The organism is Kosakonia sp. CFBP8986 (assembly GCF_034044935.1).
GTDB lineage: Bacteria > Pseudomonadota > Gammaproteobacteria > Enterobacterales > Enterobacteriaceae > Kosakonia > Kosakonia cowanii.
In genome coordinates this window covers 648,657-674,611 of sequence record NZ_JAXCXB010000001.1, presented here as the reverse complement: position 1 = coordinate 674,611, position 25,955 = coordinate 648,657, and the positions used below count along the sequence as shown (strand labels likewise).

The 25,955-nt window shown below is 55.5% G+C and carries 21 protein-coding genes; 16 read left to right on the top strand and 5 right to left on the bottom strand.

The genetic code is table 11. The features are described from left to right. Window positions 1-16: 16 nt before the first annotated feature. Together serS and SOM48_RS03125 are read left to right on the top strand one after the other, a co-directional pair. Complete coding sequence (serS, locus tag SOM48_RS03130; RefSeq protein ID WP_054803087.1) at window positions 17-1,309, top strand: serine--tRNA ligase; 1,293 nt, start codon at window positions 17-19, stop codon at window positions 1,307-1,309. A gap of 298 nt (window positions 1,310-1,607) precedes the next feature. Beyond that, the gene (locus SOM48_RS03125; protein ID WP_320511417.1) at window positions 1,608-2,756 is read left to right on the top strand and encodes an MFS transporter; all 1,149 of its coding nucleotides are present in this window, start codon (window positions 1,608-1,610) and stop codon (window positions 2,754-2,756) included. A gap of 73 nt (window positions 2,757-2,829) precedes the next feature. Here SOM48_RS03125 and pflA read toward each other — a convergent pair whose 3' ends face one another. The 4 genes from pflA to ycaO form a co-directional block, all read right to left on the bottom strand. Further along, window positions 2,830-3,570 carry a pyruvate formate lyase 1-activating protein gene (gene pflA, locus SOM48_RS03120; RefSeq protein WP_042714174.1) on the bottom strand — a complete coding sequence of 247 codons (741 nt, stop codon included), beginning with the start codon at window positions 3,568-3,570 and terminating at the stop codon, window positions 2,830-2,832. Between the two features lie 192 nt (window positions 3,571-3,762). Beyond that, window positions 3,763-6,045 carry a formate C-acetyltransferase gene (pflB, locus tag SOM48_RS03115; RefSeq protein ID WP_023481517.1) on the bottom strand — a complete coding sequence of 761 codons (2,283 nt, stop codon included), beginning with the start codon at window positions 6,043-6,045 and terminating at the stop codon, window positions 3,763-3,765. A 51-nt stretch (window positions 6,046-6,096) separates the two neighbouring features. After that, on the bottom strand, window positions 6,097-6,954 hold the full coding sequence (focA, locus tag SOM48_RS03110) for a formate transporter FocA (protein ID WP_139567605.1): 858 nt from the start codon (window positions 6,952-6,954) through the stop codon (window positions 6,097-6,099). A 405-nt stretch (window positions 6,955-7,359) separates the two neighbouring features. Beyond that, on the bottom strand, window positions 7,360-9,120 hold the full coding sequence (gene ycaO, locus SOM48_RS03105; protein ID WP_320511416.1) for a 30S ribosomal protein S12 methylthiotransferase accessory factor YcaO: 1,761 nt from the start codon (window positions 9,118-9,120) through the stop codon (window positions 7,360-7,362). A gap of 137 nt (window positions 9,121-9,257) precedes the next feature. Here ycaO and SOM48_RS03100 point away from each other — a divergent pair, with 137 nt between their 5' ends. The 14 genes from SOM48_RS03100 (at window position 9,258) to SOM48_RS03035 (ending at window position 25,081) form a co-directional block, all read left to right on the top strand. Continuing rightward, window positions 9,258-9,950 (top strand): DUF421 domain-containing protein, encoded by a 693-nt coding sequence (locus tag SOM48_RS03100; RefSeq protein WP_320511415.1) that lies wholly within the window; start codon window positions 9,258-9,260, stop codon window positions 9,948-9,950. 162 nt (window positions 9,951-10,112) lie between these two features. Next, window positions 10,113-11,198, top strand: coding sequence for a 3-phosphoserine/phosphohydroxythreonine transaminase (gene serC / locus SOM48_RS03095; RefSeq protein ID WP_023481286.1), 1,086 nt, complete (start codon window positions 10,113-10,115; stop codon window positions 11,196-11,198). A 66-nt stretch (window positions 11,199-11,264) separates the two neighbouring features. Further along, a complete protein-coding gene (gene aroA / locus SOM48_RS03090) occupies window positions 11,265-12,548 on the top strand; it encodes a 3-phosphoshikimate 1-carboxyvinyltransferase (protein WP_289743009.1) in 1,284 nt (427 codons plus the stop codon). 134 nt (window positions 12,549-12,682) lie between these two features. Beyond that, a complete protein-coding gene (gene loiP, locus SOM48_RS03085) occupies window positions 12,683-13,450 on the top strand; it encodes a metalloprotease LoiP (RefSeq protein WP_023481474.1) in 768 nt (255 codons plus the stop codon). Between the two features lie 163 nt (window positions 13,451-13,613). Then, window positions 13,614-14,297: a (d)CMP kinase gene (cmk, locus tag SOM48_RS03080; protein WP_139567611.1), complete on the top strand. Its 684-nt coding sequence runs from the start codon at window positions 13,614-13,616 to the stop codon at window positions 14,295-14,297. 121 nt (window positions 14,298-14,418) lie between these two features. Then, window positions 14,419-16,092 carry a 30S ribosomal protein S1 gene (rpsA, locus tag SOM48_RS03075; RefSeq protein ID WP_023481457.1) on the top strand — a complete coding sequence of 558 codons (1,674 nt, stop codon included), beginning with the start codon at window positions 14,419-14,421 and terminating at the stop codon, window positions 16,090-16,092. A gap of 179 nt (window positions 16,093-16,271) precedes the next feature. After that, the gene (ihfB, locus tag SOM48_RS03070) at window positions 16,272-16,556 is read left to right on the top strand and encodes an integration host factor subunit beta (protein WP_007374142.1); all 285 of its coding nucleotides are present in this window, start codon (window positions 16,272-16,274) and stop codon (window positions 16,554-16,556) included. A 217-nt stretch (window positions 16,557-16,773) separates the two neighbouring features. Beyond that, window positions 16,774-19,038 carry a ComEC family protein gene (locus SOM48_RS03065; protein ID WP_320511414.1) on the top strand — a complete coding sequence of 755 codons (2,265 nt, stop codon included), beginning with the start codon at window positions 16,774-16,776 and terminating at the stop codon, window positions 19,036-19,038. 36 nt (window positions 19,039-19,074) lie between these two features. Then, the gene (gene msbA / locus SOM48_RS03060; RefSeq protein WP_042714223.1) at window positions 19,075-20,823 is read left to right on the top strand and encodes a lipid A ABC transporter ATP-binding protein/permease MsbA; all 1,749 of its coding nucleotides are present in this window, start codon (window positions 19,075-19,077) and stop codon (window positions 20,821-20,823) included. Beyond that, the gene (gene lpxK / locus SOM48_RS03055) at window positions 20,820-21,797 is read left to right on the top strand and encodes a tetraacyldisaccharide 4'-kinase (RefSeq protein ID WP_320511413.1); all 978 of its coding nucleotides are present in this window, start codon (window positions 20,820-20,822) and stop codon (window positions 21,795-21,797) included. The genes msbA and lpxK overlap by 4 nt, the downstream gene beginning before the upstream one ends. A 45-nt stretch (window positions 21,798-21,842) precedes the next feature. Next, on the top strand, window positions 21,843-23,075 hold the full coding sequence (locus SOM48_RS03050) for a winged helix-turn-helix domain-containing protein (protein ID WP_320511412.1): 1,233 nt from the start codon (window positions 21,843-21,845) through the stop codon (window positions 23,073-23,075). Window positions 23,076-23,125: 50 nt separating this feature from the next. Next, complete coding sequence (locus SOM48_RS03045; RefSeq protein WP_054803093.1) at window positions 23,126-23,308, top strand: Trm112 family protein; 183 nt, start codon at window positions 23,126-23,128, stop codon at window positions 23,306-23,308. After that, window positions 23,305-24,054, top strand: a complete 750-nt coding sequence (gene kdsB, locus SOM48_RS03040; RefSeq protein ID WP_320511411.1) for a 3-deoxy-manno-octulosonate cytidylyltransferase — start codon at window positions 23,305-23,307, stop codon at window positions 24,052-24,054. Before SOM48_RS03045 ends, kdsB begins: the two co-directional genes overlap by 4 nt. A 133-nt stretch (window positions 24,055-24,187) precedes the next feature. After that, the gene (locus SOM48_RS03035; protein ID WP_094420334.1) at window positions 24,188-25,081 is read left to right on the top strand and encodes a YcbJ family phosphotransferase; all 894 of its coding nucleotides are present in this window, start codon (window positions 24,188-24,190) and stop codon (window positions 25,079-25,081) included. Here the strand turns inward: SOM48_RS03035 and elyC are convergent. Further along, a complete protein-coding gene (elyC, locus tag SOM48_RS03030; RefSeq protein WP_320511410.1) occupies window positions 25,058-25,837 on the bottom strand; it encodes an envelope biogenesis factor ElyC in 780 nt (259 codons plus the stop codon). The genes SOM48_RS03035 and elyC overlap by 24 nt on opposite strands. Window positions 25,838-25,955: the final 118 nt, after the last annotated feature.

Here is a 25,955-nt window from a genome sequence, read left to right as displayed (position 1 = left end):
TAAGCACAGGAAAAGCATGCTCGATCCCAATCTGCTGCGTACCGAGCCAGACGCAGTCGCTGAAAAACTGGCACGCCGGGGCTTTAAGCTGGACGTAGAGAAATTACGCGCGCTCGAAGAGCGTCGTAAAGTCCTGCAGGTCAACACTGAAAATCTGCAGGCAGAGCGTAACTCACGATCGAAATCCATCGGCCAGGCGAAAGCACGCGGGGAAGATATCGAGCCATTACGCCTGGAAGTGAACAAGCTGGGTGAAGAACTGGACGCGGCGAAAGCCGAGCTGGAAACGCTGCTGGCTGAGATCCGCGATATCGCGCTGACCATTCCGAACCTGCCTGATGACAGCGTACCGGTTGGCCGTGACGAGAACGATAACGTTGAAGTCAGCCGCTGGGGCACGCCGCGCCAGTTTGATTTCGAGATCCGCGATCACGTCACCCTCGGTGAGATGCACAGCGGCCTGGATTTTGCCGCTGCGGTGAAGCTGACCGGCTCCCGTTTCGTGGTGATGAAAGGGCAGATCGCCCGTATGCACCGCGCGCTGGCGCAGTTCATGCTGGATCTGCACACTGAGCAGCATGGCTACGCGGAAAACTATGTGCCATACCTGGTCAACCATGACACCCTGTACGGTACTGGCCAGTTGCCGAAGTTCGCCGGCGACCTGTTCCATACCCGTCCGCTGGAAGAGGAGTCCGACAGCAGCAACTACGCGCTGATCCCGACCGCGGAAGTGCCGCTGACCAACCTCGTGCGCGATGAAATTATCGATGAAGAGAGTCTGCCGATCAAAATGACCGCGCATACACCGTGCTTCCGCTCTGAAGCGGGATCTTACGGTCGCGATACGCGCGGTCTGATCCGTATGCACCAGTTTGATAAAGTCGAACTGGTTCAGGTGGTTCGCCCGGAAGATTCCATGGCGGCGCTGGAAGAGATTACCGGGCATGCAGAGAAAGTGTTGCAGCTGCTCGGTCTGCCTTACCGCAAAGTGCTGCTCTGCACCGGCGATATGGGCTTTGGCGCCTGCAAAACCTACGATCTCGAAGTTTGGGTTCCGGCGCAGGGCACCTACCGCGAAATTTCCTCCTGCTCCAACGTCTGGGATTTCCAGGCGCGCCGCATGCAGGCACGCTGCCGCAGCAAGTCCGACAAGAAAACCCGTCTGGTGCATACCCTGAACGGCTCTGGTCTGGCAGTAGGGCGTACGCTGGTTGCGGTGCTGGAAAACTACCAGCAGGCCGATGGCCGCATTGAGGTGCCGGAAGTACTGCGCCCTTATATGAACGGGCTGGAGTACATCGGTTAATCCTGCCGATACAGCATGTTTTTAAAAGCGCCTACGGGCGCTTTTTTATTGCCTTTTTCGTGCGTCTCAACCATTAATGTTCATGAATTTTTTCAACTGAAAAATTGTCGTGGTTTATAGATTACTGGCTTCTTTTCAAAGAGATATAACGTGACGGTGCGCGCTAAGTGAGAAAGAGGATAAGTTTTACAAATCGTCGTCGATAAAAAGCTCACTCTGGCGAAAAACAGTGGATTGACAATGTTTTTGCCGGTGGCATGATGCGCACGCAATCTGAACTTCCTCACGGTTTTAACCCATGACCACCTATACCCGCCCAGTGCTTTTATTGCTCTGTGGCCTGATGCTGTTGACCCTGGCTATCGCGACGCTGAACACGCTCGTGCCCCTTTGGCTCGCCCATGAAAATCTGCCCACCTGGCAGGTCGGCATGGTTGGCTCCTCCTATTTCACTGGCAACCTGCTGGGAACATTACTGACCGGTCGACTGATCCGCCAGATGGGCTTTAACCGCAGCTACTACATCGCGTCGCTGATTTTCGCCGCAGGCTGCGTCGGCTTAGGGCTGATGGTGGGTTTCTGGAACTGGATGATTTGGCGTTTTATCGCCGGCGTCGGCTGCGCCATGATTTGGGTGGTGGTGGAGAGCGCGCTGATGTCCAGCGGCACCGCTCACAACCGCGGTCGCCTGCTGGCGGCCTATATGATGGTTTACTATATCGGCACCGTGCTTGGTCAATTGATGGTCAGCAAACTGCCAACCGAATTGATGAGCGTACTGCCGTGGGTTACCGGTATGGTGCTGGCTGCGATGCTGCCGCTGCTCTTTACGCGTATCGTTAATCAGCACAGCGAAGAGCAGGTGGCTTCTTCGATCTGGCCAATGCTGCGCCTGCGTCAGGCCCGTCTTGGCGTTAACGGCTGCATTATCTCCGGGATTATTCTCGGCTCGCTCTATGGCCTGATGCCGCTCTACCTGTCGCATCAGGGCGTCAGCGACTCCGGCATTGGTTTCTGGATGGCGCTGATGGTCAGTGCGGGGATTATTGGTCAGTGGCCGATTGGCCGCATCGCTGACCGCTTTGGTCGTTTACTGGTGCTGCGCGTGCAGGTTTTTGTGGTGATCATCGGCTGCTTCGGCATGCTGAGCAACGCGGCGATGGCACCGGCGCTGTTTGTACTGGGCACGGCAGGCTTTACGCTCTACCCGGTGGCGATGGCCTGGGCCTGTGAAAAAGTGGAGCATCATCAGCTGGTGGCGATGAACCAGGCGCTGCTGCTGAGCTATACCATCGGCAGCCTGCTAGGACCAACGCTCACCTCCATGCTGATGCAGAGCTACTCCGACAGCCTGCTGTTTGTGATGATTGCTGGCGTATCGCTGGTCTACCTGGTGATGCTGATGCGCAAAGCGGGCCACCACCCGACGCCGGTGGCACACGCCTGACGTTTCTCCGGCTCATTCGGCAGACAAAAAAGCCACAACGCTATGTTGTGGCTTTTTTTATTCGTTTCGCGGCTCAGTACATCACTTTATGGCCGTACTGCTCAAGGATCCCTTTTACCCGTTCCATAGTCTCTTTTTTCGGCGGGTGAATGCCATCGAGCTTGTACTCTTCGCCCATCGCCACCCATTTATGTTTGCCCAGTTCATGGTAGGGCAGCAGCTCGATTTTCTCGACGTTGCCCATGTCGCGGGTAAACTCGCCGAGGCGGTGCGCAGAGTCGTCATCATCTGACCAGCCCGGCACGACGACGTAGCGGATCCAGACCTTAATCCCTTTCTTCGCCAGATACTGGGCGAACTCAAGCGTGCGATGGTTGGAGACGCCAACCAGATTCTGGTGGATCTCATCATTCATCTGTTTCAGATCGAGCATCACCAGATCGGTGACCTCCAGCAGCTCATCGATCACCGGATCGTAGCGGCGAACAAAGCCGTTGGTATCAAGGCAGGTATGGATACCCTCTTTTTTACAGGCGCGGAACCAGTCACGGACGAACTCCGCCTGCAAAATCGCTTCGCCGCCCGAGGCAGTCACACCGCCGCCGGAAGCATTCATAAAGTGGCGATAGGCCACCACGTCTTTCATCAGCTCTTCAACGGTGATCTCTTTACCGCCATGGGTATCCCAGGTATCACGGTTATGGCAGTAAAGGCAGCGCATCAGGCAGCCCTGAAAAAAGGTGATAAAGCGGATGCCCGGGCCGTCGACCGTGCCGCAGGATTCGAAGGAGTGTATGCGACCAATAACTGACATTGCGGTGTTTTCTCCAGATGTGGCCCATCCGGGGCCTGTGTCTGTGCAGTTTCATTCCTTCTGCACTAAGTCTGTTTTGGCAGGCATCCGGTAAATAGATAGCTGACGAAGCAGGCTCTGGTTGTGAAAAAGGCCCCACAGACGTGGAGCCTTTATTGTACGCTTTTTACAAGCTTCTTTCAGCCAATACCATTACATGGTCTGGGTGAAAGTACGGGTAATCACGTCCTGCTGCTGCTCTTTAGTCAGAGAGTTAAAGCGCACAGCGTAACCGGAAACGCGGATGGTCAGCTGCGGATATTTCTCCGGGTTTTCCATCGCGTCGAGCAGCATTTCGCGGTTCATAACGTTGACGTTGAGGTGCTGACCACCTTCGATTGAGGCTTCATGGTGGAAGTAACCATCCATCAGGCCTGCCAGGTTAGTTTTACGCACTTCATCATCTTTACCCAGCGCGTTCGGCACGATAGAGAAGGTGTAAGAGATACCATCTTTCGCGTAGGCAAACGGCAGTTTTGCAACGGAGGTCAGAGAGGCAACAGCACCTTTCTGGTCACGGCCGTGCATCGGGTTAGCACCCGGCCCAAACGGTGCACCAGCGCGGCGACCATCCGGGGTGTTACCGGTTTTCTTACCATACACAACGTTAGAGGTGATGGTCAGAACCGACTGAGTCGGGATCGCGTTGCGGTAGGTAGTCAGTTTCTGAATTTTCTTCATGAAACGTTCTACCAGGTCAACCGCCATGTCATCGACGCGGGCGTCGTTGTTACCAAACTGCGGGTATTCGCCTTCGATTTCGAAGTCGATAGCCAGACCGTCTTCGTCACGAATAGGTTTAACTTTCGCATATTTGATAGCAGACAGGGAGTCAGCGGCAACCGACAGGCCAGCGATACCGCAAGCCATGGTGCGTACCACGTCACGATCGTGCAGCGCCATCAGAGAGGCTTCGTAGCTGTACTTGTCGTGCATGTAGTGGATCACGTTCAGTGCGGTGACATACTGTTTAGCCAGCCAGTCCATAAAGTGATCCATACGTTCCATCACTTCGTCGAACTTCAGCAGGTCGCCTTTGATAGGTTCAGATTTCGGACCTACCTGCATTTTCAGTTTTTCATCCACGCCGCCGTTGATAGCGTACAGCATGGTTTTCGCCAGGTTTGCACGGGCACCGAAGAACTGCATCTGTTTGCCGACAACCATCGGGCTTACGCAGCAGGCAATCGCGTAGTCATCGTTGTTGAAGTCCGGGCGCATCAGGTCATCGTTCTCATACTGCAGAGAAGAGGTGTCGATGGAGACTTTAGCAGCGAATTTTTTGAAGTTCAGCGGCAGTTTTTCAGACCACAGAACGGTGATGTTCGGCTCCGGAGACGGCCCCATGGTGTAAAGGGTGTTCAGGAAGCGGAAGCTGTTTTTGGAAACCAGCGTACGGCCGTCAACGCCCATACCGCCGATAGATTCAGTTGCCCAAATCGGGTCGCCAGAGAAGAGCTCATCATACTCAGGGGTACGCAGGAAGCGGACCATACGCAGTTTCATGACCAGATGGTCAATCATTTCCTGTGCGTCCTGCTCGGTGATTTTGCCCGCTTTCAGGTCACGTTCAATGTAGACGTCCAGGAAGGTGGAAACACGACCGAAGGACATTGCAGCGCCGTTCTGAGACTTAACCGCGGCCAGGTAGCCGAAGTAGGTCCACTGGATTGCTTCCTGAGCAGTGGTTGCCGGACCGGAGATATCACAGCCATATTTTGCTGCCATCTCTTTGATCTGACCCAGCGCGCGGTGCTGTTCAGCAATCTCTTCACGCAGACGGATAGTCGCTTCCAGGTTTACGCCGTTTTCCAGGTCAGACTGCAGAGACTGGAATTGGGCATATTTGTCTTTCATCAGGAAGTCGATACCGTACAGCGCAACGCGACGGTAGTCACCGATGATACGACCACGGCCGTAGGCGTCCGGCAGACCGGTCAGCACGCCAGATTTACGGCAGTTCAGGATATCTTTGGTGTAAACATCGAATACGCCCTGGTTGTGGGTTTTACGGTATTCGGTGAAGATTTTTTTCAGCTGCGGATCCAGTTCGCGGTTGTACGCTTTGCAGGAACCTTCAACCATTTTGATCCCGCCAAACGGGATGATGGCGCGTTTCAGCGGAGCTTCGGTCTGCAGACCAACGATCTTCTCAAGCTGCTTGTTGATGTAGCCCGCATCGTGAGAGGTGATAGTGGAAGCAACGGAGGTGTCGAAATCAACTGGTGCATGCGTGCGGTTTTCCAGTTTCACGCCTTCCATGACTTTGTCCCACAGCTTGGTGGTCGCGTCAGTGGCGCCCGCCAGGAAGGACTCGTCACCTTCGTACGGAGTGTAGTTTTTCTGGATAAAATCACGTACGTTTACAGCGTTTTGCCATTCACCTTGAGTAAAACCTTCCCAGGCTGCGGCTAATTTTTCGTTAAGTTCGGACATGTAACACCTACCTTCTTAAGTGGATTTTTTATTTACTGCCTGAAACGATCTTTAGTGACGATCGTTGCCACGCAGGTAAATGACCCAGTATGTCAACCCGACCAGTAAGCCTCCACCGATGATGTTCCCGATGGTTACCGGGATCAGGTTGTCGGTAATAAAGTGCATTACGGTCAGGTGAGAAAAACTTTCCGGGCTGGAACCAACGGCGGTCCAGAACTCCGGGCTTGCAAAGTTGCGAATCACGATGCCCATCGGGATCATAAACATGTTCGCAATACTGTGCTCAAAACCGCTGGCGACAAACATCGCTACCGGCAGCACCATAATCATTGCTTTATCCATCAGGCTGCGGCCGGAGTAACTCATCCATACCGCCATGCAGACCATCAGGTTGGCGAGGATACCCAACGCCACCGCTTCAACGAAGGTGTGGTGCACCTTGTGATCGGCGGTCTGCAATACGTTTAAGCCCCAGCCGCCGTTGGCGACCATATATTCGCCGGACAGCCACATTAATAAGACGAAGAGCAGCGCACCCACCAGGTTACCAACGTAAACGTTGATCCAGTTTCGAGCCAGTTGCCCCCATGTGATGCGCCCGCTGGCTTTCGCCACAACAATCAGCACCGTGGAGGTAAAGAGGTCGGCGCCGCAGATAATGCAGAGAATCAACCCAAGTGAGAAACAGATGCCGCCGATAAGTTTCGCAATGCCATACGGCATGGTTGCTGTACCGGTGGTAGCCGTTATATAGAAAACGAATGCAATGGAGATAAACACACCGGCAGTAATCGCCAGGTAGAAGGTCTTAAGCGGATGTTTAGTCGCTTTATAGACACCAGCTTCTTCGGCCACTTTGGCCATCTCTGCTGGAAGTATTAGATCAAAAGGGTTGTCAGCTTTCACACTAACTCTCTCTTTATTAAGTCGGCGACGAGATACTAACAAAGCATTATAGAAGACAATTTGATATGGATCATATCTCGCCTGGCTTATAGGCCCGCAAAGCGTATGGTTTTTCTGCTAAAGCGGAGTAACGTGTTGATTATCAAAATAAAAATAAATTTTAAAATTTATAAGAAGCGTTGAATTTTTTTGTGCGATCCTCCGTTAACGGTTAATTAATATGGAGTAATTGCCATTAGACGTAACAATATTCGCGCTGCGAATATAATTATATTCACCCACGATTAACGTAAATATTACATTTAAGATTCATCACCAAAATATAATAAAAAAGGGGCAATAAAATTGCCCCGTAATATAGCGTAGACTTGCGAATAAGCCTACCTGTTGTAGTGTTATTTATCGTTACTTAGACCAGTAAGCGACTTTCGCACGTTGTAATTTTTCGTAAGCGGCTAACAGTGCCTGATGAGCCGGGAACGCCTGCAGCGTGCCGTCGGCAGGCTGCAGATCGTAAAACGGCGCTTCACCGCTGAGGGCGGCGCTGGCGGCTTCAACGGCCTGCGCGCCATACATGCGCACAAAAGCGTTCAGGTATTGCAGCGGTTGGCGCTCCTCTTCCTGCGCCAGCAGAAGCAGGGTCTGCAGGCAGCGGTAGTAGTTGGCACGCTCTGGGCTGAAGATCGAGGCATTAAACTCAATCGTCCACTCGGTCCAGGCCAGCGCCTGATCGAGATCGCCGCCCGCCAGCGCCAGCATCGCTTTCAGCTCGCCGATGCGCAGGGTGTACCAGCCGTTATCTTTGCCCGTCGCCAGACCCAGCAGCTCGCGCACGCGCGTAAAGTCATCGTGACCTTCATCATCCAGCTGGGCGATAAGATCGAGATAGGCCTCTTTATCCCACTCGCTACCAGGCAGGGAGAGGATCGTTTCACGCAGGTGGGTACCCATGGTGTTATTCGCCAGCCACAGATCTTCCGCCGGATAGATATCAGACATGCCCGGCACCAGAATACGGCAGGCATAGACGCCCAGGTGCTCATAATCCGCGATATAAACCTCTTTATCTTCCTTCTGGAAGATACTCATCAGCGTCGCGAACTCCTCTTCCGTAGTGCCGGCAAAGCTCCAGTCGACAAACGGATAATCGGCATCCTGTTTGAACAGATCCCAGGAGATAAGACCGCTGGAGTCGATGAAGTGCGTTTCAAGGTTAGCGTGTTCCGCCACTTCTTCATCATCAAAGGTCGGCGGGGTGAAGACATCCAGATCCTTCAGACCGCGGCCCTGCAACAGTTCCGTCACCGTACGCTCCAGCGCCACGCCGAAGTCCGGGTGCGCGCCAAACGAGGCGAAGCAGGTGCCATTCGCCGGGTTGAACAGCACCACGCAGATCACCGGGTAGTTACCGCCCAGCGAGCCGTCATAGGCAAAGATCGGGAAACCTTCCGCTTCCAGTTTGGCAATCGCTTCGACCACGCCCGGATAGCGCGCCAGCACCTCCTGCGGGATCTCCGGCAGGCTAATGCTCTCGGCGATAATGCGGTTTTTAATATGACGTTCGAAAACTTCAGACAGCCCCTGCACGCGCGCTTCGTTACGGGTATTGCCCGCCGACATGCCGTTGGAGACATAGAGGTTGCCGACGATATTCATCGGGATATAGACCGTCTGCTCATCCGACTGGCGGGTAAAGGGCAGGGCGCAGATCCCGCGCTCTTCATTACCGGATTGCAGATCAATCAGCATACCGGCGGCCAGTTCGTTTTCCGGATCGTAGTAGGCGCGCAGACGCGCATCGAGAATGCCTTCCGGCAGCGAGTCATCTTCCGGCAGCGGGAACCACTTCTCATTCGGATAGTGGACAAACGGCCCCTTGGCAATGGCGTCGCCAAGCCAGAAGTCAGCAAAGAAGTAGTTGGTGGAGAGACGTTCGAAATATTCGCCGAGCGCGGAGGCCAGCGCCGCTTTTTTCGTGGCGCCTTTACCATTGGTAAAGCAGAGCGCGCACTCTTTATCGCGGATATGCACCGACCAGACGTTTGGCACAGGGTTTAGCCAGGAGGCCTCTTCAATATTGAAACCGAGATCGGTCAGTTTCTGCTGAAAGCGGGCGATGGAGTCTTCCAGCGCGGCGTCTTTACCGGGGATAAATGTTTGAGTCATGGCGGTCACTTTTTTCGTACGTAAAGCGCGCAATGATACGGGTTTTACGTGGCAGGCGCTATCGTCCTTAGTGGTGCGGCGAAAATAAAAGTTCTGGCTATGCTTATCAGGAGTAACTCACTGTTAAGGCATTAAAAATGAAAGCGTTTGACCTGCATCGCATGGCGCTCGACAAGGTTCCCCTCGAATTTCTGGGCGAAGTGGCGCTGCGCAGTCTCTACACCTTTGTACTGGTTTTTCTGTTCCTCAAAATCACTGGCCGACGCGGCGTACGACAGATGTCGCTGTTTGAAGTGTTGATTATTTTGACCCTTGGCTCTGCGGCGGGGGACGTCGCTTTCTATGATGATGTCCCCATGCTGCCGGTGCTGGTGGTCTTTATTACCCTCGCGCTGCTTTACCGTCTGGTGATGTGGCTGATGTCGCATAGCGAAAAGCTGGAGGATCTGCTCGAGGGCAAGCCGATCGTCATTATTAAAGACGGTGAGCTGGAGTGGGAGAGGCTGCATAAAGAGAACATGACAGAGTTTGAGTTCTTTATGGAGCTGCGCAACAACGGCGTCGAACAGCTCGGGCAGGTGCGGCTGGCGATTATGGAGACCAACGGCCAACTCAGCGTCTATTACTACATTGATGAAGAGGTCAAACCCGGGCTCTGCATTCTGCCGGAGGGGTGCAGCGAGCGTTTTATCACCGTGCCGGAAGCGGGCGATTATGTTTGCGTCCGCTGCAGTAAAATTTCTGCGTTGCAGGCGGGTGAAAAAAAAGCCTGCCCGCGCTGCGCAAATCCGGAATGGTCGAAGGCCAGCAGGGCGATTCGCGTCACATAACAGGGTTTTTATCGGATCTGCTTTCGACTGACAAAACATTCTGCTATGTGATGGGACGCACAACTTTCCCCTGCCTCTGATTACTCGTTGCGGCCTGTGGCGGTGAATGATAAAACCGATGTCACAGGAAAAACGTTTTGCTTTATAGGGTGGTAAGGGGAAATGACGCAGGTTTTCAATTTTAGTTCTGGCCCGGCCGTATTACCGGCGGATGTGCTTAAGCAGGCTCAGCAGGAGTTGTGCGACTGGCAAGGTCTCGGCACGTCGGTGATGGAAATCAGCCACCGTGGCAAAGAGTTTATCCAGGTGGCGGAAGAGGCAGAAAAGGATTTTCGCGATCTGCTCAATATCCCCTCCAACTATAAAGTGCTGTTTTGTCACGGCGGCGGGCGCGGCCAGTTCGCTGGCGTTCCGCTCAATCTGCTGGGTGATAAAACCACCGCGGATTATGTCGATGCCGGTTACTGGGCGGCCAGCGCAGTCAAAGAGGCGAAGAAGTACTGCACGCCAAACGTCATTGATGCCAAAACCACTCTCGACGGCCTGCGCGCGGTTAAACCGATGCGCGACTGGCAGCTGAGCGACAACGCAGCCTATCTGCACTACTGCCCGAACGAAACTATCGACGGCATTGCCATTGACGAAACGCCGGACTTTGGCGATGTAGTAGTGGCCGCGGATTTCTCCTCTACCATTCTTTCTGCTCCGCTTGATGTCAGCCGCTTTGGCGTGATCTACGCCGGTGCGCAGAAAAACATTGGCCCGGCAGGATTAACGCTGGTGATTGTACGTGAAGATCTGCTCGGTAAGGCGCACCAGTCCTGCCCGTCGATCCTTGATTACAGCGTGCTTAACGATAACGATTCAATGTTCAACACCCCGCCGACCTTTGCCTGGTACCTCTCCGGCCTGGTGTTCAAATGGCTGAAGCAGCAGGGCGGCGTGGCGGCAATGGACCGCATCAACCAGCAAAAAGCCGATCTGCTGTATGGCGTGATCGACGGCAGTGATTTCTACCGTAACGATGTGGCTAAGGCGAACCGCTCGCGCATGAACGTGCCTTTCCAACTGGCTGACAGCGCGCTCGATAAACTCTTCCTCGAAGAGTCCTTCGCCGCTGGTCTGCACGCGCTGAAAGGCCACCGTGTGGTGGGCGGCATGCGTGCTTCCATCTATAACGCCATGCCGCTGGCGGGCGTGCAGGCGCTGACGGACTTTATGGTTGAGTTCGAACGCCGTCACGGTTAATGCAGTAATGACGATCCCCGTAGCCCCGCTGCGGGGTTTTATTTTGTCCGTAGAGAGTGAAGTTTCATGGAATCCCTGACGTTACAACCCATCGCGCGCGTGGATGGCACCATCAATCTGCCTGGTTCAAAGAGTGTTTCAAACCGCGCCTTGCTGCTTGCCGCATTTGCCCGTGGCACCACCGTGCTGACCAACCTGCTGGACAGCGACGATGTTCGCCATATGCTTAATGCCCTGACTACGCTGGGGGTTCACTATACGCTGTCAGCCGATCGCACCCGCTGTGAAGTGACCGGCGTGGGCGGCCCGCTGAACGCGGCAGAAAAAGTTGAGTTATTCCTCGGTAATGCTGGTACGGCGATGCGCCCACTGGCTGCCGCCCTCTGTCTGGGCGACGGCGACGTGGTATTGACCGGCGAGCCGCGCATGAAAGAGCGCCCGATTGGCCATCTCGTTGACGCGCTGCGTCAGGGCGGGGCGAAGATCGACTACCTTGAGCAGGAGCACTATCCGCCTCTGCGCCTGCGCGGCGGGTTCAACGGCGGCGAAGTGAGCGTTGATGGCAGCGTCTCCAGCCAGTTCTTAACCGCGCTGCTGATGACTGCGCCGCTGGCGCCGCAGGATACGGTGATCACCATCAAAGGCGATCTGGTGTCGAAACCCTATATCGACATTACTCTGCATCTGATGAAAACTTTTGGCGTTGACGTTGATAACCAGCAGTACCAGCGTTTTGTCGTGCGTGGCGGCCAGCACTACCAGTCGCCGGGCCACTACCTGGTTGAAGGCGATGCCTCGTCTGCCTCCTACTTCCTTGCGGCTGCGGCCATTAAAGGCGGTACAGTCAAGGTGACCGGTATTGGCCGTAATAGCGTGCAGGGCGATATTCGTTTTGCCGATGTGCTGGAAAAAATGGGCGCGACCGTAGTCTGGGGCGAAGATTATATTGCCTGCTCGCGCGGCGAGCTGAACGCCATCGATATGGATATGAACCATATCCCCGATGCGGCGATGACCATCGCCACCACGGCGCTCTTCGCGAAGGGTACTACCACGCTGCGTAATATCTACAACTGGCGCGTGAAGGAGACCGATCGCCTCTTCGCCATGGCGACGGAGCTGCGCAAAGTGGGCGCAACGGTGGAGGAGGGCGAAGACTTTATTCGCGTGACGCCGCCAGCTGCGCTGCAGGTTGCAGAGATTGGCACCTATAACGATCACCGCATGGCGATGTGTTTCTCGCTGGTGGCGCTGTCGGATACGCCGGTCACCATTCTCGATCCGAAATGCACGGCGAAAACTTTCCCGGATTACTTCGAGCAGTTAGCGCGTATCAGTACGCTTGCCTGATGTTCTTACCGCCCCGCATCCTCTGCGGGGCGCAATTACCTGCCATTGTTAAGAGGGTGAAAAGCCGTTGCGCTGTGCTACCATTTGCGCGGGACTCTTTCCCTCAATTCAGTTAGTTAATACATGGACTGTCAATGAAAAAAACAATGATTTTTAGCTGCCTCGTAGCAGCAACGCTTGTCTCTGGTTGTAAGAACATGGGTGGTATTGATACGGATGCGCTGACCAAATCCGGTATGTCTGCTTATAAAGCGGCGACGCTGAGCGACGCGGATGTGAAAACGCTTTCTGAGCAGTCATGTGCTGAGATGGACAAGCAAAACACCATCGCGCCTGCATCGAGCACCTACGCGAAGCGTCTGAACAAGATTGCTAAAGCGCTGGGCAACAACATCGATGGCACGCCGGTCACTTACAAAGTCTATATGACCAAAGAAGTGAACGCGTGGGCGATGGCGAACGGCTGTATTCGTGTCTATAGCGGTCTGATGGACATGATGACCAACAACGAAGTTGAAGCGGTTCTGGGCCATGAAATGGGCCACGTTGCGCTGGGTCATAGCCGTAAAGCGATGCAAACCGCGTATGCCACACTGGCCGCGCGTGATGCGATCTCCGCCAGCAGCGCGGCAGGTGCACAGCTCTCCCAGTCTCAGCTGGGCGATCTGGGTGAGAACCTGATCAACTCTGCCTTCTCCCGTAGCCAGGAGTCCGCAGCGGATGATTTCTCCTACGATCTGCTGAAAAAACGTAACATCAGCCGTCAGGGTCTGGTTACCAGCTTTGACAAGCTGGCGAAGCTGGATGCCGGTTCTGAGAAATCGATGTTTGATTCTCACCCGCCGTCAGCTGAGCGTGCGAAGCATATCCGCGACCGTATCGCCGCAGATAGCAAGAAGTAAGTTTTATTCCGGGCTGGTGCAAATCAGCCCGTACTCCCGCGCAATTAATCTACACTCAGCCTCATACTCTTTCGTTATTCGCACGCAGCAGTAACTTTCGTGCGCGTTGGCGCGTATAATGCGCGGCGTTATATAACGATATGCCTTGATTAAGGAGAAAAAGATGACGGCAATTGCCCCGGTAATCACCATTGATGGGCCAAGCGGTGCGGGAAAAGGCACGCTTTGCAAGGCAATGGCGGAAGCGTTGCAATGGCATCTGTTAGATTCAGGCGCAATTTATCGTGTGCTGGCGCTGGCCGCACTGCATCATCACGTTGATGTCTCTTCGGAAGATGTACTGGTGCCGCTCGCCGTGCACCTTGATGTGCGTTTTGTCTCAACCGACGGTCATCTGGAAGTGATCCTCGAAGGCGAAGATGTCAGCGGCGAAATTCGTACCCAGGAAGTGGCCAATGCCGCGTCGCAGATTGCTGCGTTCCCGCGCGTGCGTGAGGCGCTGTTGCGTCGCCAGCGCGCCTTCCGTGAAGCGCCCGGTCTTATTGCCGATGGCCGCGATATGGGCACGGTGGTTTTCCCCGATGCGCCAGTAAAAATTTTCCTCGACGCCTCGGCGGACGAGCGTGCGCATCGCCGCATGCTACAGTTGCAGGAGAAGGGCTTTAGTGTTAACTTTGAACGCCTTTTGGCTGAGATAAAGGAACGAGACGACCGCGATCGTAATCGTCCTGTTGCACCGCTGATTCCCGCTGCCGATGCTTTAGTGCTGGATTCTACCCGCTTAAGCATTGAGCAAGTGATTGAAAAAGCGCTACAATACGCCCGCCAAAAGTTGGCTCTCGCATAACATATGCGACCGAATTCGTAGTACCCCCTGCTGCAATGGATTGTGAGCAGGCATGTGAAACAACCCCATCCGGCATGAAGCCAGGTGGACGTTAAATTGAAGAATCCTGAAGATTATCAATATGACTGAATCTTTTGCTCAACTCTTTGAAGAGTCCCTGAAAGAAATCGAAACCCGCCCGGGTTCCATTGTCCGCGGTGTTGTTGTTGCTATCGACAAAGATATCGTACTGGTTGACGCCGGTCTGAAATCTGAGTCCGCCATTCCGGCTGAGCAGTTCAAAAACGCCCAGGGCGAGCTGGAAATCCAGGTTGGTGACGAAGTTGACGTTGCTCTGGATGCAGTAGAAGACGGCTTCGGTGAAACCCTGCTGTCCCGTGAGAAAGCGAAACGTCACGAAGCTTGGATCACGCTGGAAAAAGCTTACGAAGACGCTGAAACTGTTACCGGTGTTATCAACGGCAAAGTCAAGGGCGGCTTCACTGTTGAGCTCAACGGTATTCGCGCGTTCCTGCCGGGTTCCCTGGTAGACGTTCGTCCGGTCCGTGACACTCTGCACCTGGAAGGCAAAGAGCTTGAATTCAAAGTAATCAAGCTTGACCAGAAGCGTAACAACGTTGTTGTTTCCCGTCGTGCGGTTATCGAATCCGAAAACAGCGCAGAGCGCGATCAGCTGCTGGAAAACCTGCAGGAAGGCATGGAAGTTAAAGGTATCGTTAAGAACCTCACTGACTACGGTGCATTCGTTGATCTGGGCGGCGTTGACGGCCTGCTGCATATCACTGATATGGCATGGAAACGCGTTAAGCATCCGAGCGAAATCGTAAACGTTGGCGACGAAATCACTGTTAAAGTGCTGAAGTTCGATCGCGAGCGTACCCGTGTATCTCTGGGCCTGAAACAGCTGGGCGAAGATCCGTGGGTTGCTATCGCTAAACGCTACCCGGAAGGCACCAAGCTGACTGGCCGCGTGACCAACCTGACCGACTACGGCTGCTTCGTTGAAATCGAAGAAGGCGTCGAAGGCCTGGTTCACGTTTCCGAAATGGATTGGACCAACAAAAACATCCACCCGTCCAAAGTTGTTAACGTTGGCGACGTAGTGGAAGTTATGGTTCTGGATATCGACGAAGAACGTCGTCGTATCTCCCTGGGCCTGAAGCAGTGCAAATCCAACCCGTGGCAGCAGTTCGCTGAAACCCACAACAAGGGCGACCGCGTTGAAGGTAAAATCAAGTCTATCACTGACTTTGGTATCTTCATCGGCCTGGACGGCGGTATCGACGGCCTGGTTCACCTGTCTGACATCTCCTGGAACGTTGCAGGCGAAGAAGCAGTTCGTGAATACAAAAAAGGCGACGAAATCGCAGCCGTTGTTCTGCAGGTTGACGCAGAGCGTGAGCGTATCTCCCTGGGCGTTAAACAGCTCGCAGAAGATCCGTTCAACAACTACGTTGCACTGAACAAGAAAGGCGCAATCGTAAACGGTAAAGTCACTGCAGTTGACGCTAAAGGCGCAACCGTAGAACTGGCTGACGGCGTTGAAGGTTACCTGCGCGCTTCTGAAGCTTCCCGTGACCGCGTTGAAGACGCAACTCTGGTTCTGAATGTTGGCGACGATGTTGAAGCTAAATTCACCGGCGTTGACCGTAAAAACCGCGTAGTTAGCCTGTCTGTTCGTGCGAAAGACGAAGCTGACGAGAAAGATGCAATCGCTTCTGTTAACAACAAACAGGAAGAAGGCAACTTCTCTAACGCTATGGCTGAAGCTTTCAAAGCAGCTAAAGGCGAGTAATCAAGCACGCTGTCTCATTTGCGCTGTAGCGCGACGTAAGTCGACCGTTATAGCGCAATTGATGATGAGCAACTTGACAGATTACAAGATTCGTCCTGTAATCAATGACAAAGGGCGGCTACGGCCGCCCTTGTTCAAGCTACTAAGCTAACCTTGCGTTGAAGGAGACCGGAGCAATCATGACCAAGTCAGAATTGATCGAAAGACTTGCAAGCCAGCAATCGCATATTCCGGCTAAAGCTGTTGAAGATGCAGTGAAAGAGATGCTGGAGCATATGGCCTCTACTCTTGCCCAGGGCGAGCGCATTGAGATCCGCGGTTTCGGCAGTTTCTCCCTGCACTATCGTGCACCACGCACCGGGCGTAACCCAAAAACAGGCGATAAAGTGGATCTGGAAGGTAAATACGTTCCGCACTTTAAGCCGGGTAAAGAATTACGTGACCGCGCCAATATTTATGAATAAGCCTTAGCCAACGCTAACGTTTACTCGTCGAAAGAGCACCCATTGGGGTGCTTTTTTCGTTTTTAGCATCGCTAATTTTTTCGGCCTGCCTCGCAAAAATATGTCGCTGTAGTGTAACCCTGTAAACACCCCCCGACACGCGCCGCAAACCGCGGAAAACGCTCCTGACATCGCTATCTCTGCATCTCATACTGCGCCTCATAACACGGAGGTGAGGATGAGACTGACCGCGCTGGCTGCCTGTATTACGCTCGGGATTATGCCGCTTGCATGGCTGCCGGCACTGCCGGGCATAAGGACACTCTGGTGCGCCATCATTGCTGGATTTCTGCTGGGTTGCCAACGCTACCTCGTATTGCGCTACGCTGGCATGACGCTGCTTTTTTTTGCGTGGGGGATCCTTGCCGCAATGCAGGCTGTTTGGCTGGCCCAGCATCTGCCAGCCGCACATCGGCACATCGAGTTTGAAATTACTCACAGCGATAATGCGGCCCGTCACCAGGGGAAAATCCTGCGTCTTGATGGTAAGCGGCTTCTTGCCGCGCCGGGCATTACGCTCTACGGGCAATATCTGCCCGCTCCGGCCTGCGCCGGGCAACGCTGGGCAATGACTATCCGCGCGCGGGCCGTTCACGGGCAGCTGAACGAAGGGGGATTTGATGCACAGCGCTACGCGCTGGCCTCGCATCAGCCGCTCACCGGTCGCTTTATCGATGCCAGCTTACTGCAATCGCGCTGCAGCTGGCGTGCAGACTATCTTCACTCGCTGAGCGAAGTGCTGGCTGAACGGCAGTGGAAAGCCGTTATTCTTGCGCTCGGTATGGGTGAGCGCACAGCGCTCAGCCCGGAGATAAAGGAGACCTTCCGTCAGACGGGAACCGCGCATTTAATGGCGATTTCCGGCTTACATATCGCGCTGGCCGCGATGCTTGGCTGGTTGTTTGCCAGAGCGGTACAGCTTCTCTTACCTGCGCACTGCATTAACTGGCGTTTTCCACTCTTAACCGGACTAGTTTGCGCGGTCTGCTACGCCTGGCTTACGGGGTTACAACCGCCAGCGCTGCGCACGGCAATATCGCTTTGCGTCTGGGCGCTGCTGCGTCTTTCCGGCAGGCAGTGGTCGCCCTGGCAGGTGTGGATATGTTGCGTGGCCGCGATTCTGTTTATCGATCCGCTGGCTGTGCTCTCCGATAGTCTCTGGCTCTCCGCCTTTGCCGTTGCAGCCTTGCTGTTCTGGTTTCAGTGGTTTCCTGCGCCGCTGAAGGTGCGCACGCGGCTCGGGCGAGGCGCGCTAAACCTGCTGCATCTGCAGGTCGGGATGCTGTTGCTTTTACTGCCGATGCAGCTCGCTATCTTTCATGGTCTGAGCCTGAGCGCGCTGGTGGCGAATCTGATTGCCGTCCCGCTGGTGACGTTTGTGACAGTGCCGCTTATTCTGGCCGGGATGCTGCTGCATCTGTCCGGCTCCATGGTTTTGCAGTCGCTCTGCTGGGCGCTGGCGGATATGAGCCTGGAGGCGCTGTTTACGTTTTTGCGCGGGTTACCGCCCGGCTGGGTCAATATAGACACGCGTTGGCAATGGCTCTCCTTTGCGCCCTGGCTGCTACTGATTGCGCTACGCTTTCGCCTGTGGAGCACGCTCCCTGCCATCTGTCTGGGTTGCCTGACACTGCTCGCTTATCCCGCCTGGCGCAGCGCGCGGCCTGATAACTGGTCAGTGCATATGCTGGATGTCGGGCAGGGCCTGGCGATGGTGATAGAGCGTCGGGGAAGAGCGCTGCTGTATGATACCGGTACCGCGTGGCCCGGCGGAGACAGTGGCGCGCAGTTGATCGCGCCCTGGCTGCGCTGGCACGGGCTGCGGCCGGAAGGGATAATTCTCAGTCACGATCACCTCGATCATCGCGGCGGCCTGGATTCGTTGCTGAAGGTCTGGCCGCAGTTGTGGATCAGAAGCCCCATTGGTTGGGCAGGGCATGCGCCCTGTTTTCGCGGCGAGCGTTGGCAATGGCAGGGATTAACCTTTACCGCGCATTGGCCACTAAAAGAGACACGCTCGCAGGGCAATAACCGCTCCTGCGTGGTGAAGGTAGAGGATGGACGCTACAGCGTGCTGCTCACCGGTGATATTGAAGGGCAGGGGGAGATGGCGATGCTCAGCCATTACTGGGCGCATTTGCAGGCTACACTGATGCAGGTGCCTCACCACGGAAGCCAGAGCTCTTCGACCTTGCCCTTTATACAGCGTGTCGGCGGCGCGGCGGCACTGGCGTCAGCTTCGCGTTATAACGCCTGGCGCTTGCCCTCGGCGAAGGTTAAAAAACGTTACCAGCAGCAGGGCTATCAGTGGTACGACACGCCTCACCAGGGGCAGATCACAGTTTCATTTTCGCCTCAGGGCTGGGAAATCCACAGCTTACGCGATCAACTTTTACCACGTTGGTATCATCAGTGGTTTGGCGTCCCCCAAGATAACGGGTAGAATATGCGGCTATTTCAACAAGTGCTGGTTTTTTGAATGCATAACGACAAAGATCTCTCTACATGGCAGACATTCCGCCGTCTATGGCCGACTATTGCGCCTTTTAAAGCGGGGCTGATCGTGTCGGCGATCGCGTTAATCCTCAACGCAGCCAGCGATACCTTCATGTTATCGCTCCTCAAACCGTTACTGGACGATGGTTTTGGTAAAACGGATCGCTCAGTGCTGCTATGGATGCCGCTGGTGGTAATTGGCCTGATGATCCTGCGCGGCATCACCAGCTACATTTCGAGTTACTGCATCTCCTGGGTTTCCGGCAAAGTGGTGATGACCATCCGCCGTCGCCTGTTCAGCCATATGATGGGCATGCCGGTCTCCTTCTTCGACAAACAGTCCACCGGCACCTTGCTGTCACGCATTACTTATGACTCAGAGCAGGTGGCGTCATCGTCGTCCGGCGCGTTGATCACCGTTGTGCGCGAAGGTGCCTCAATCATCGGGCTGTTTATCATGATGTTCTGGTACAGCTGGCAGCTGTCGCTGATTCTGATCGTGCTGGCACCGATTGTGTCGATCGCCATTCGCGTTGTCTCCAAACGTTTTCGCAGCATCAGTAAGAATATGCAAAACACCATGGGGCAGGTGACCACCAGCGCAGAGCAGATGCTGAAAGGGCACAAAGAGGTGCTGATGTTTGGCGGGCAGGAAGTGGAAACAAGCCGCTTTGACAAAGTCAGCAACAAAATGCGCCTGCAGGGGATGAAAATGGTTTCGGCCTCCTCCATCTCCGACCCGATTATTCAGCTTATCGCTTCTCTGGCGCTGGCCTTTGTGCTCTATGCCGCGAGCTTCCCGAGCGTCATGGCGACGCTGACGGCCGGTACTATCACCGTGGTCTTCTCGTCAATGATTGCACTGATGCGTCCGCTAAAATCGCTGACCAACGTCAACGCGCAGTTCCAGCGCGGAATGGCGGCCTGCCAGACGCTGTTTGCCATCCTCGATAGCGAGCAAGAGAAAGATGAAGGCAGCCGCAATATTGAACGTGCGCGTGGCGATCTTGAGTTCCGCAATGTGACCTTTACCTATCCCGGACGTGAAACCCCAGCGTTGCGTAATATCAATCTCACCATTCCGGCCGGTAAAACCGTCGCGCTGGTAGGGCGCTCTGGCTCAGGTAAAACCACCATGGCCAGCCTGATCACGCGCTTCTACGATATTGATGAGGGTGAAATCCTGCTGGATGGTCACGACCTGCGCGAGTATACGCTCTCCTCACTGCGTAATCAGGTCGCACTGGTTTCGCAAAACGTCCACCTCTTCAACGACACCGTGGCGAACAACATTGCTTACGCGCGTACGGAAGAGTACAGCCGTGAAGAGATTGAGCGTGCCGCCGAGATGGCCTATGCCCTCGACTTCATCAATAAGATGGATAACGGTCTCGATACCATCATTGGTGAAAATGGCGTTCTCCTCTCTGGTGGTCAGCGTCAGCGCATCGCTATCGCCCGCGCGTTGCTGCGCGACAGCCCGATCCTGATCCTTGATGAGGCGACCTCTGCACTCGATACCGAGTCCGAGCGCGCCATTCAGGCGGCGCTGAATGAGCTGCAGAAAAACCGCACCTCGATGGTCATCGCGCACCGTTTGTCGACCATAGAACAGGCCGACGAAATTGTGGTGGTGGAAGATGGCCGCATCGTCGAGCGCGGTAGCCATACCGAGCTGCTTGCGCAGCGCGGGGCGTATGCGCAACTTCATAAGATGCAGTTTGGCGAATGATCGCGCGTATCTGGTCCGGTGAATCCCCGCTGTGGCTGTTGCTGCTGCCGCTCTCCTGGCTCTATGGCCTGGTGAGTGGCGCAATCCGGTTTGCTTATCGTATCGGATTAAAAAAAGCCTGGCGCGCCCCGGTGCCGGTGGTCGTTGTCGGTAACCTGACGGCGGGCGGCAATGGTAAAACGCCAGTGGTTATCTGGCTGGTCGAGCAGCTACAGCAGCGCGGTATCCGCGTGGGAGTGGTCTCGCGCGGCTACGGCGGTAAAGCCGATCGCTATCCGCTGCTGTTGACGCCTGAAACGTCAACAGCGCAGGCGGGAGATGAGCCGGTGCTGATTTATAAGCGTACCGGCGCGCCGGTGGTGGTTTCGCCTGACAGATGTGAAGCGGTCAACGCTTTATTGTCGCAGCATCCGCTGCAGCTGATCGTTACCGACGATGGTTTACAACACTATCGGCTGGCGCGTGATAAAGAGATTGTGGTGGTAGACGGCGTGCGGCGCTTCGGCAATGGCTGGTGGCTGCCTGCGGGGCCGATGCGTGAACGCGCGTCGCGCCTGAAAACCGTCGATGCGGTGATTGCCAACGGCGGTACGCCGCAGGCAGGCGAAATCGCCATGCGTTTGCGTCCAGGTCTGGCGGTCAATCTGCTGACGGGCGAGCGCCGTGCGGTAAACGAGCTTGGCCAGATTGTCGCGATGGCGGGAATTGGCCACCCTCCGCGCTTTTTCGCTACCCTTGCTGAGTGTGGCGCAACGCTTAAGCGCAGCGTGGCGCTGGCGGATCACCAGGCGCTGGCACAGAAGGATGTCGACGCGCTGCTTCAGCCCGGTGAAACGCTGGTGATGACGGAAAAAGATGCCGTTAAGTGTCGTCCTTTTGCGCAGGCTAACTGGTGGTATCTGCCGGTTGATGCCGAGCTTGCGGGCGATGCGGCCGAAAAATTATTGCTGGATCTGCTCACACTGGTGCGCTGAGGATAGCCGCCTCGGCTGCGCCCTGTTTCATCAACAGGAACGCCTATGTCTGTGCCGCAACTTTCGATTACCGCCGCTCGCCATCTTCATCTCGCCGCGCAGGGCCTGCTGCGAAAACCCTCCCGACGTGCAAAAGCGGACGATATCCTCTCGACTATCCGGCGCATGTCGCTGTTGCAGATCGATACCATTAATATCGTCGCCCGTAGCCCTTATCTGGTGTTGTTCAGCCGTCTCGGCGCCTTTGAGCCGCACTGGCTGGATGATGCCCTGCGCAACGGGGAGTTGATGGAGTACTGGGCGCATGAAGCCTGCTTTCTGCCGCGCGAGGATTTTGCCCTCGTCCGTCACCGCATGCTTGCACCCGACAAAATGGGGTGGAAGTACCGCCAGGCGTGGATGCAGGAGCACGCGGCTGAGATTGAGCAGCTTATCGCAAACATTGAGGAGCATGGTCCGGTGCGATCCGCTGATTTTGAACATCCGCGCAAAGGCACCAGCGGCTGGTGGGAGTGGAAACCCCATAAGCGTCATCTGGAGGGGCTGTTCACCGCCGGAAAAGTAATGGTCATTGAGCGGCGTAATTTCCAGCGCGTCTACGATCTGACGCAGCGCGTGATGCCGCAGTGGGACGACGTGCGCGATCTGCTCTCGCAGGAGCAGGCCGAAGCCATCATGCTGGAAAAGAGCGCCCGCAGCCTTGGCCTGTTCTGTGCGCAGTGGCTGGCGGATTACTATCGCCTGCGTCGCCCGGCGCTTGCTCAGGCATTGGCACAGATGCAAGAGGCGCAAACCATATTACCGGTTAATGTTGAGGGGCTAGGACCTGCGTGGTTACACGCCTCTTTGCTGCCGCTGCTGGAACAGGCGCAGGCGGACAAACTCACCGCCACCCACAGCGCGGTGCTCTCGCCGTTCGATCCGGTGGTCTGGGATCGCAAGCGTGCAGAACAACTATTTGGCTTCAGCTACCGGCTGGAGTGTTACACCCCGGCACCGAAGCGGCAATATGGCTATTTTGTCCTGCCTTTGCTGCACCGGGGGCGGCTGGTCGGGCGAATGGATGCCAAAATGCACCGCAAAACCGGCGTGCTTGAAGTGATTGCGCTGTTTCTGGAAGAGGGCGTTTCCCCGTCGCTTCAGCTGGAGAAGGGGCTACAGCGCGCGATTACCGACTTCGCGCGCTGGCAAGGCGCGCAGCGCATTACCTTTTCACGACTGCCCGATGGACTGTTTTCATCATTGCGTGCCGGTCTGGAGATAGACGCGGCGTCATAATTGCCTATGATAAGTTCAATCCGCTCATCATCGGTTTCTCAGGAGGAAAGATGGATCACCGTTTACTCGAAATAATTGCCTGCCCGGTCTGCAACGGCAAACTCAACTACACCCAGGATAAGCAGGAGCTGATCTGCAAAGTCGACAGCCTGGCTTTCCCGGTACGCGAAGGCATTCCTGTGCTGCTGGAAACCGAAGCCCGCGCTTTAACCCCAGAAGAGAGCCGTCCATGAGCTTTGTGGTAATCATTCCCGCGCGCTACGCCTCGACGCGCCTGCCGGGTAAGCCGCTGGTCGACATCAACGGTAAACCGATGGTGGTGCATGTGCTGGAGCGCGCTCGCGAATCTGGCGCTGAGCGCATTATCGTTGCTACCGATAACGAAGAGGTGAGGGAGGCGGTGCAGGCGGTGGGCGGCGAAGTGTGCATGACCCGCGCCGATCATCAGTCCGGCACCGAGCGTCTTGCTGAAGTCGTTGAAAAATGCGGTTTCAGCGATGAGACTGTGATCGTTAACGTACAGGGTGATGAGCCGATGATCCCGCCGGCGATCATTCGCCAGGTCGCCGACAATCTGGCCGCGCGCCGCGATGTCGGTATGGCAACGCTGGCTGTGCCGATTGAGAGTGCAGAAGAGGCCTTCAACCCCAATGCGGTGAAAGTGGTGATGGATGCGCAGGGCTATGCGCTCTACTTCTCGCGTGCCACCATTCCGTGGGATCGCGACCGTTTTGCCGCCTCGCGCGAGACCATCGGCGACAGCTTCCTGCGTCATATCGGCATCTACGGCTATCGTGCCGGCTTTATTCGCCGCTATGTCAGCTGGCAAACCAGCCCGCTGGAGCAGATCGAGATGCTCGAGCAGCTGCGCGTTCTGTGGTACGGCGAAAAAATCCACGTCGATGTGGCAAGCGTGGTGCCCGGCACCGGCGTTGATACGCCAGAGGATCTTGAACGCGTCCGCCAGGCGATGCGTTAATCTATTCATCCCCTCCGCCCGGAGGGGATTTGCTCTGGCTCGTCAAATAATCACCCTGTTTTGATCTCATTGGGGTGACATCTCCCGGTATGGCGCTCATTATAAAAGCAGTCGTTTTTGTAGGGGCATTGCTATGGAACAACTTCGCGCCGAACTCAGCCATCTGCTGGGAGAGAAATTAAGCCGCATGGAGTGCGTCAGTGAAAAACCTGATTCGGCGCTCTGGACTCTGTATGACAGCCGGGGAAACCCGATGCCACTGATGGCTAGAAGCTTTACCACCCCGGGGCTGGCACAACAGCTGGCGTGGAAAATCTCAATGCTCGCCCGCAGCGGCACGGTGCGCATGCCGGTGGTTTATGGCGTAATGACTCACGAAGAGCACCCCGGTCCTGACGTGTTGCTGATTGAACGTCTGCGCGGCGTGCCGGTTGAAGCACCTGCGCGCACGCCGGAGCGCTGGGAGCAACTCAAAGATCAAATTGTTGAGGGGCTGCTCTCATGGCATCGTCAGGATAGCCACGGCTGCGTGGGCACCGTCGACAGCACCCAGGAGAATATCTGGCCCTCCTGGTATCGTCAGCGCGTCGAAGTGCTCTGGACTACCCTCAATCAATATCAAAATACCGGCCTGACGATGCAGGATAAGCGCCTGCTGTTTCGCACCCGCGAATGCTTGCCCGCGCTGTTTGAAGGATTCAACGACAACTGCGTGTTGGTGCACGGCAGTTTTAACCTGCGCAGCATGCTGAAAGATGCCCGCAGCGATCAGCTGCTGGCGATGGTTGGCCCCGGCATTATGCTGTGGGCACCGCGAGAGTATGAACTCTTCCGCCTGGTGGATGGCCCGCAGGCGGAAGGGTTGCTGTGGCACTATTTACAGCGCGCGCCGGTTGCCGAGTCGTTTCTCTGGCGGCGTTGGCTCTATCTGCTGTGGGACGAAGTGGCGCAGCTGGTGAATACCGGTCGCTTCAACCGTGCCAATGTCGATCTGGCCTCGAAATCACTGCTCCCCTGGCTGGCCTGAACTCCCTTTTAGCCACTGCCAGATGCGTCCCAGCGTCTCATAACCCACCCGGTCGCTGTGCATCAGCCAGACCGGGGAAGGGATCACACGCTCCCACGGATTAAGCGGCGAGTCGATGGCCAGCTGGTTTGCCGGCGCAGGCAGCGGTTTTAGCCCAACGTGCTGGAAGAAGATCATTGCTCTCGGCAGATGCGACGCGGAGGTCACCAGCAGGAAAGGTGCATCGCCGATAGCCTGTTTCACCGCAGCCGCTTCCTCTTCGGTATCCATAGGCTGATCAAGGGTGATGATATCGCTGCGCGGCACGCCGAGGCTCTCGGCAACCCTGGCGCCTGCTTCTGCGGTGCTTACCGGGTTGGTTTTGGCCGCCGCGCCGGTAAAGATCATTTTTGCACCGGGATTAGCCCGCCATAAGCGGATCCCTTCATTAAGCCGCGGCAAGCTGTTACTAATCAGGTTCGAACTTGGTGCCCAGGCGTCATTCCACGTATAACCACCGCCCAGCACAACAATGTATTGCACCCGCTCGCTACCGTGCCAGGTCGGATAGCTCTCCTCAATCGGTTTCAGCAGGCGATCCGCCACCGGCTGGATGCTTAAAAGCAGCAGTAAAAGCCAGCCGACGCTGATAAACACCTTGCCGGTTTTCTGCCAGCGGCTAAACCAGACCAGCGCAATTCCGGCCCCGATAACCAAAAGTAAAAGGGGTAACGGCAGCATCAGGCCGCCAACGATTTTTTTCAGTGTGAAAAGCACTGTATCCGTCTCCTTTTTGAGCATACAGCAGGCGATTTCCGCGGATCTTACACCAGATAGGTTCATTATCGGCACGGCTGTGACAAAATAGCGCTTTTGCCAGGAGCGTAGGGCGGCC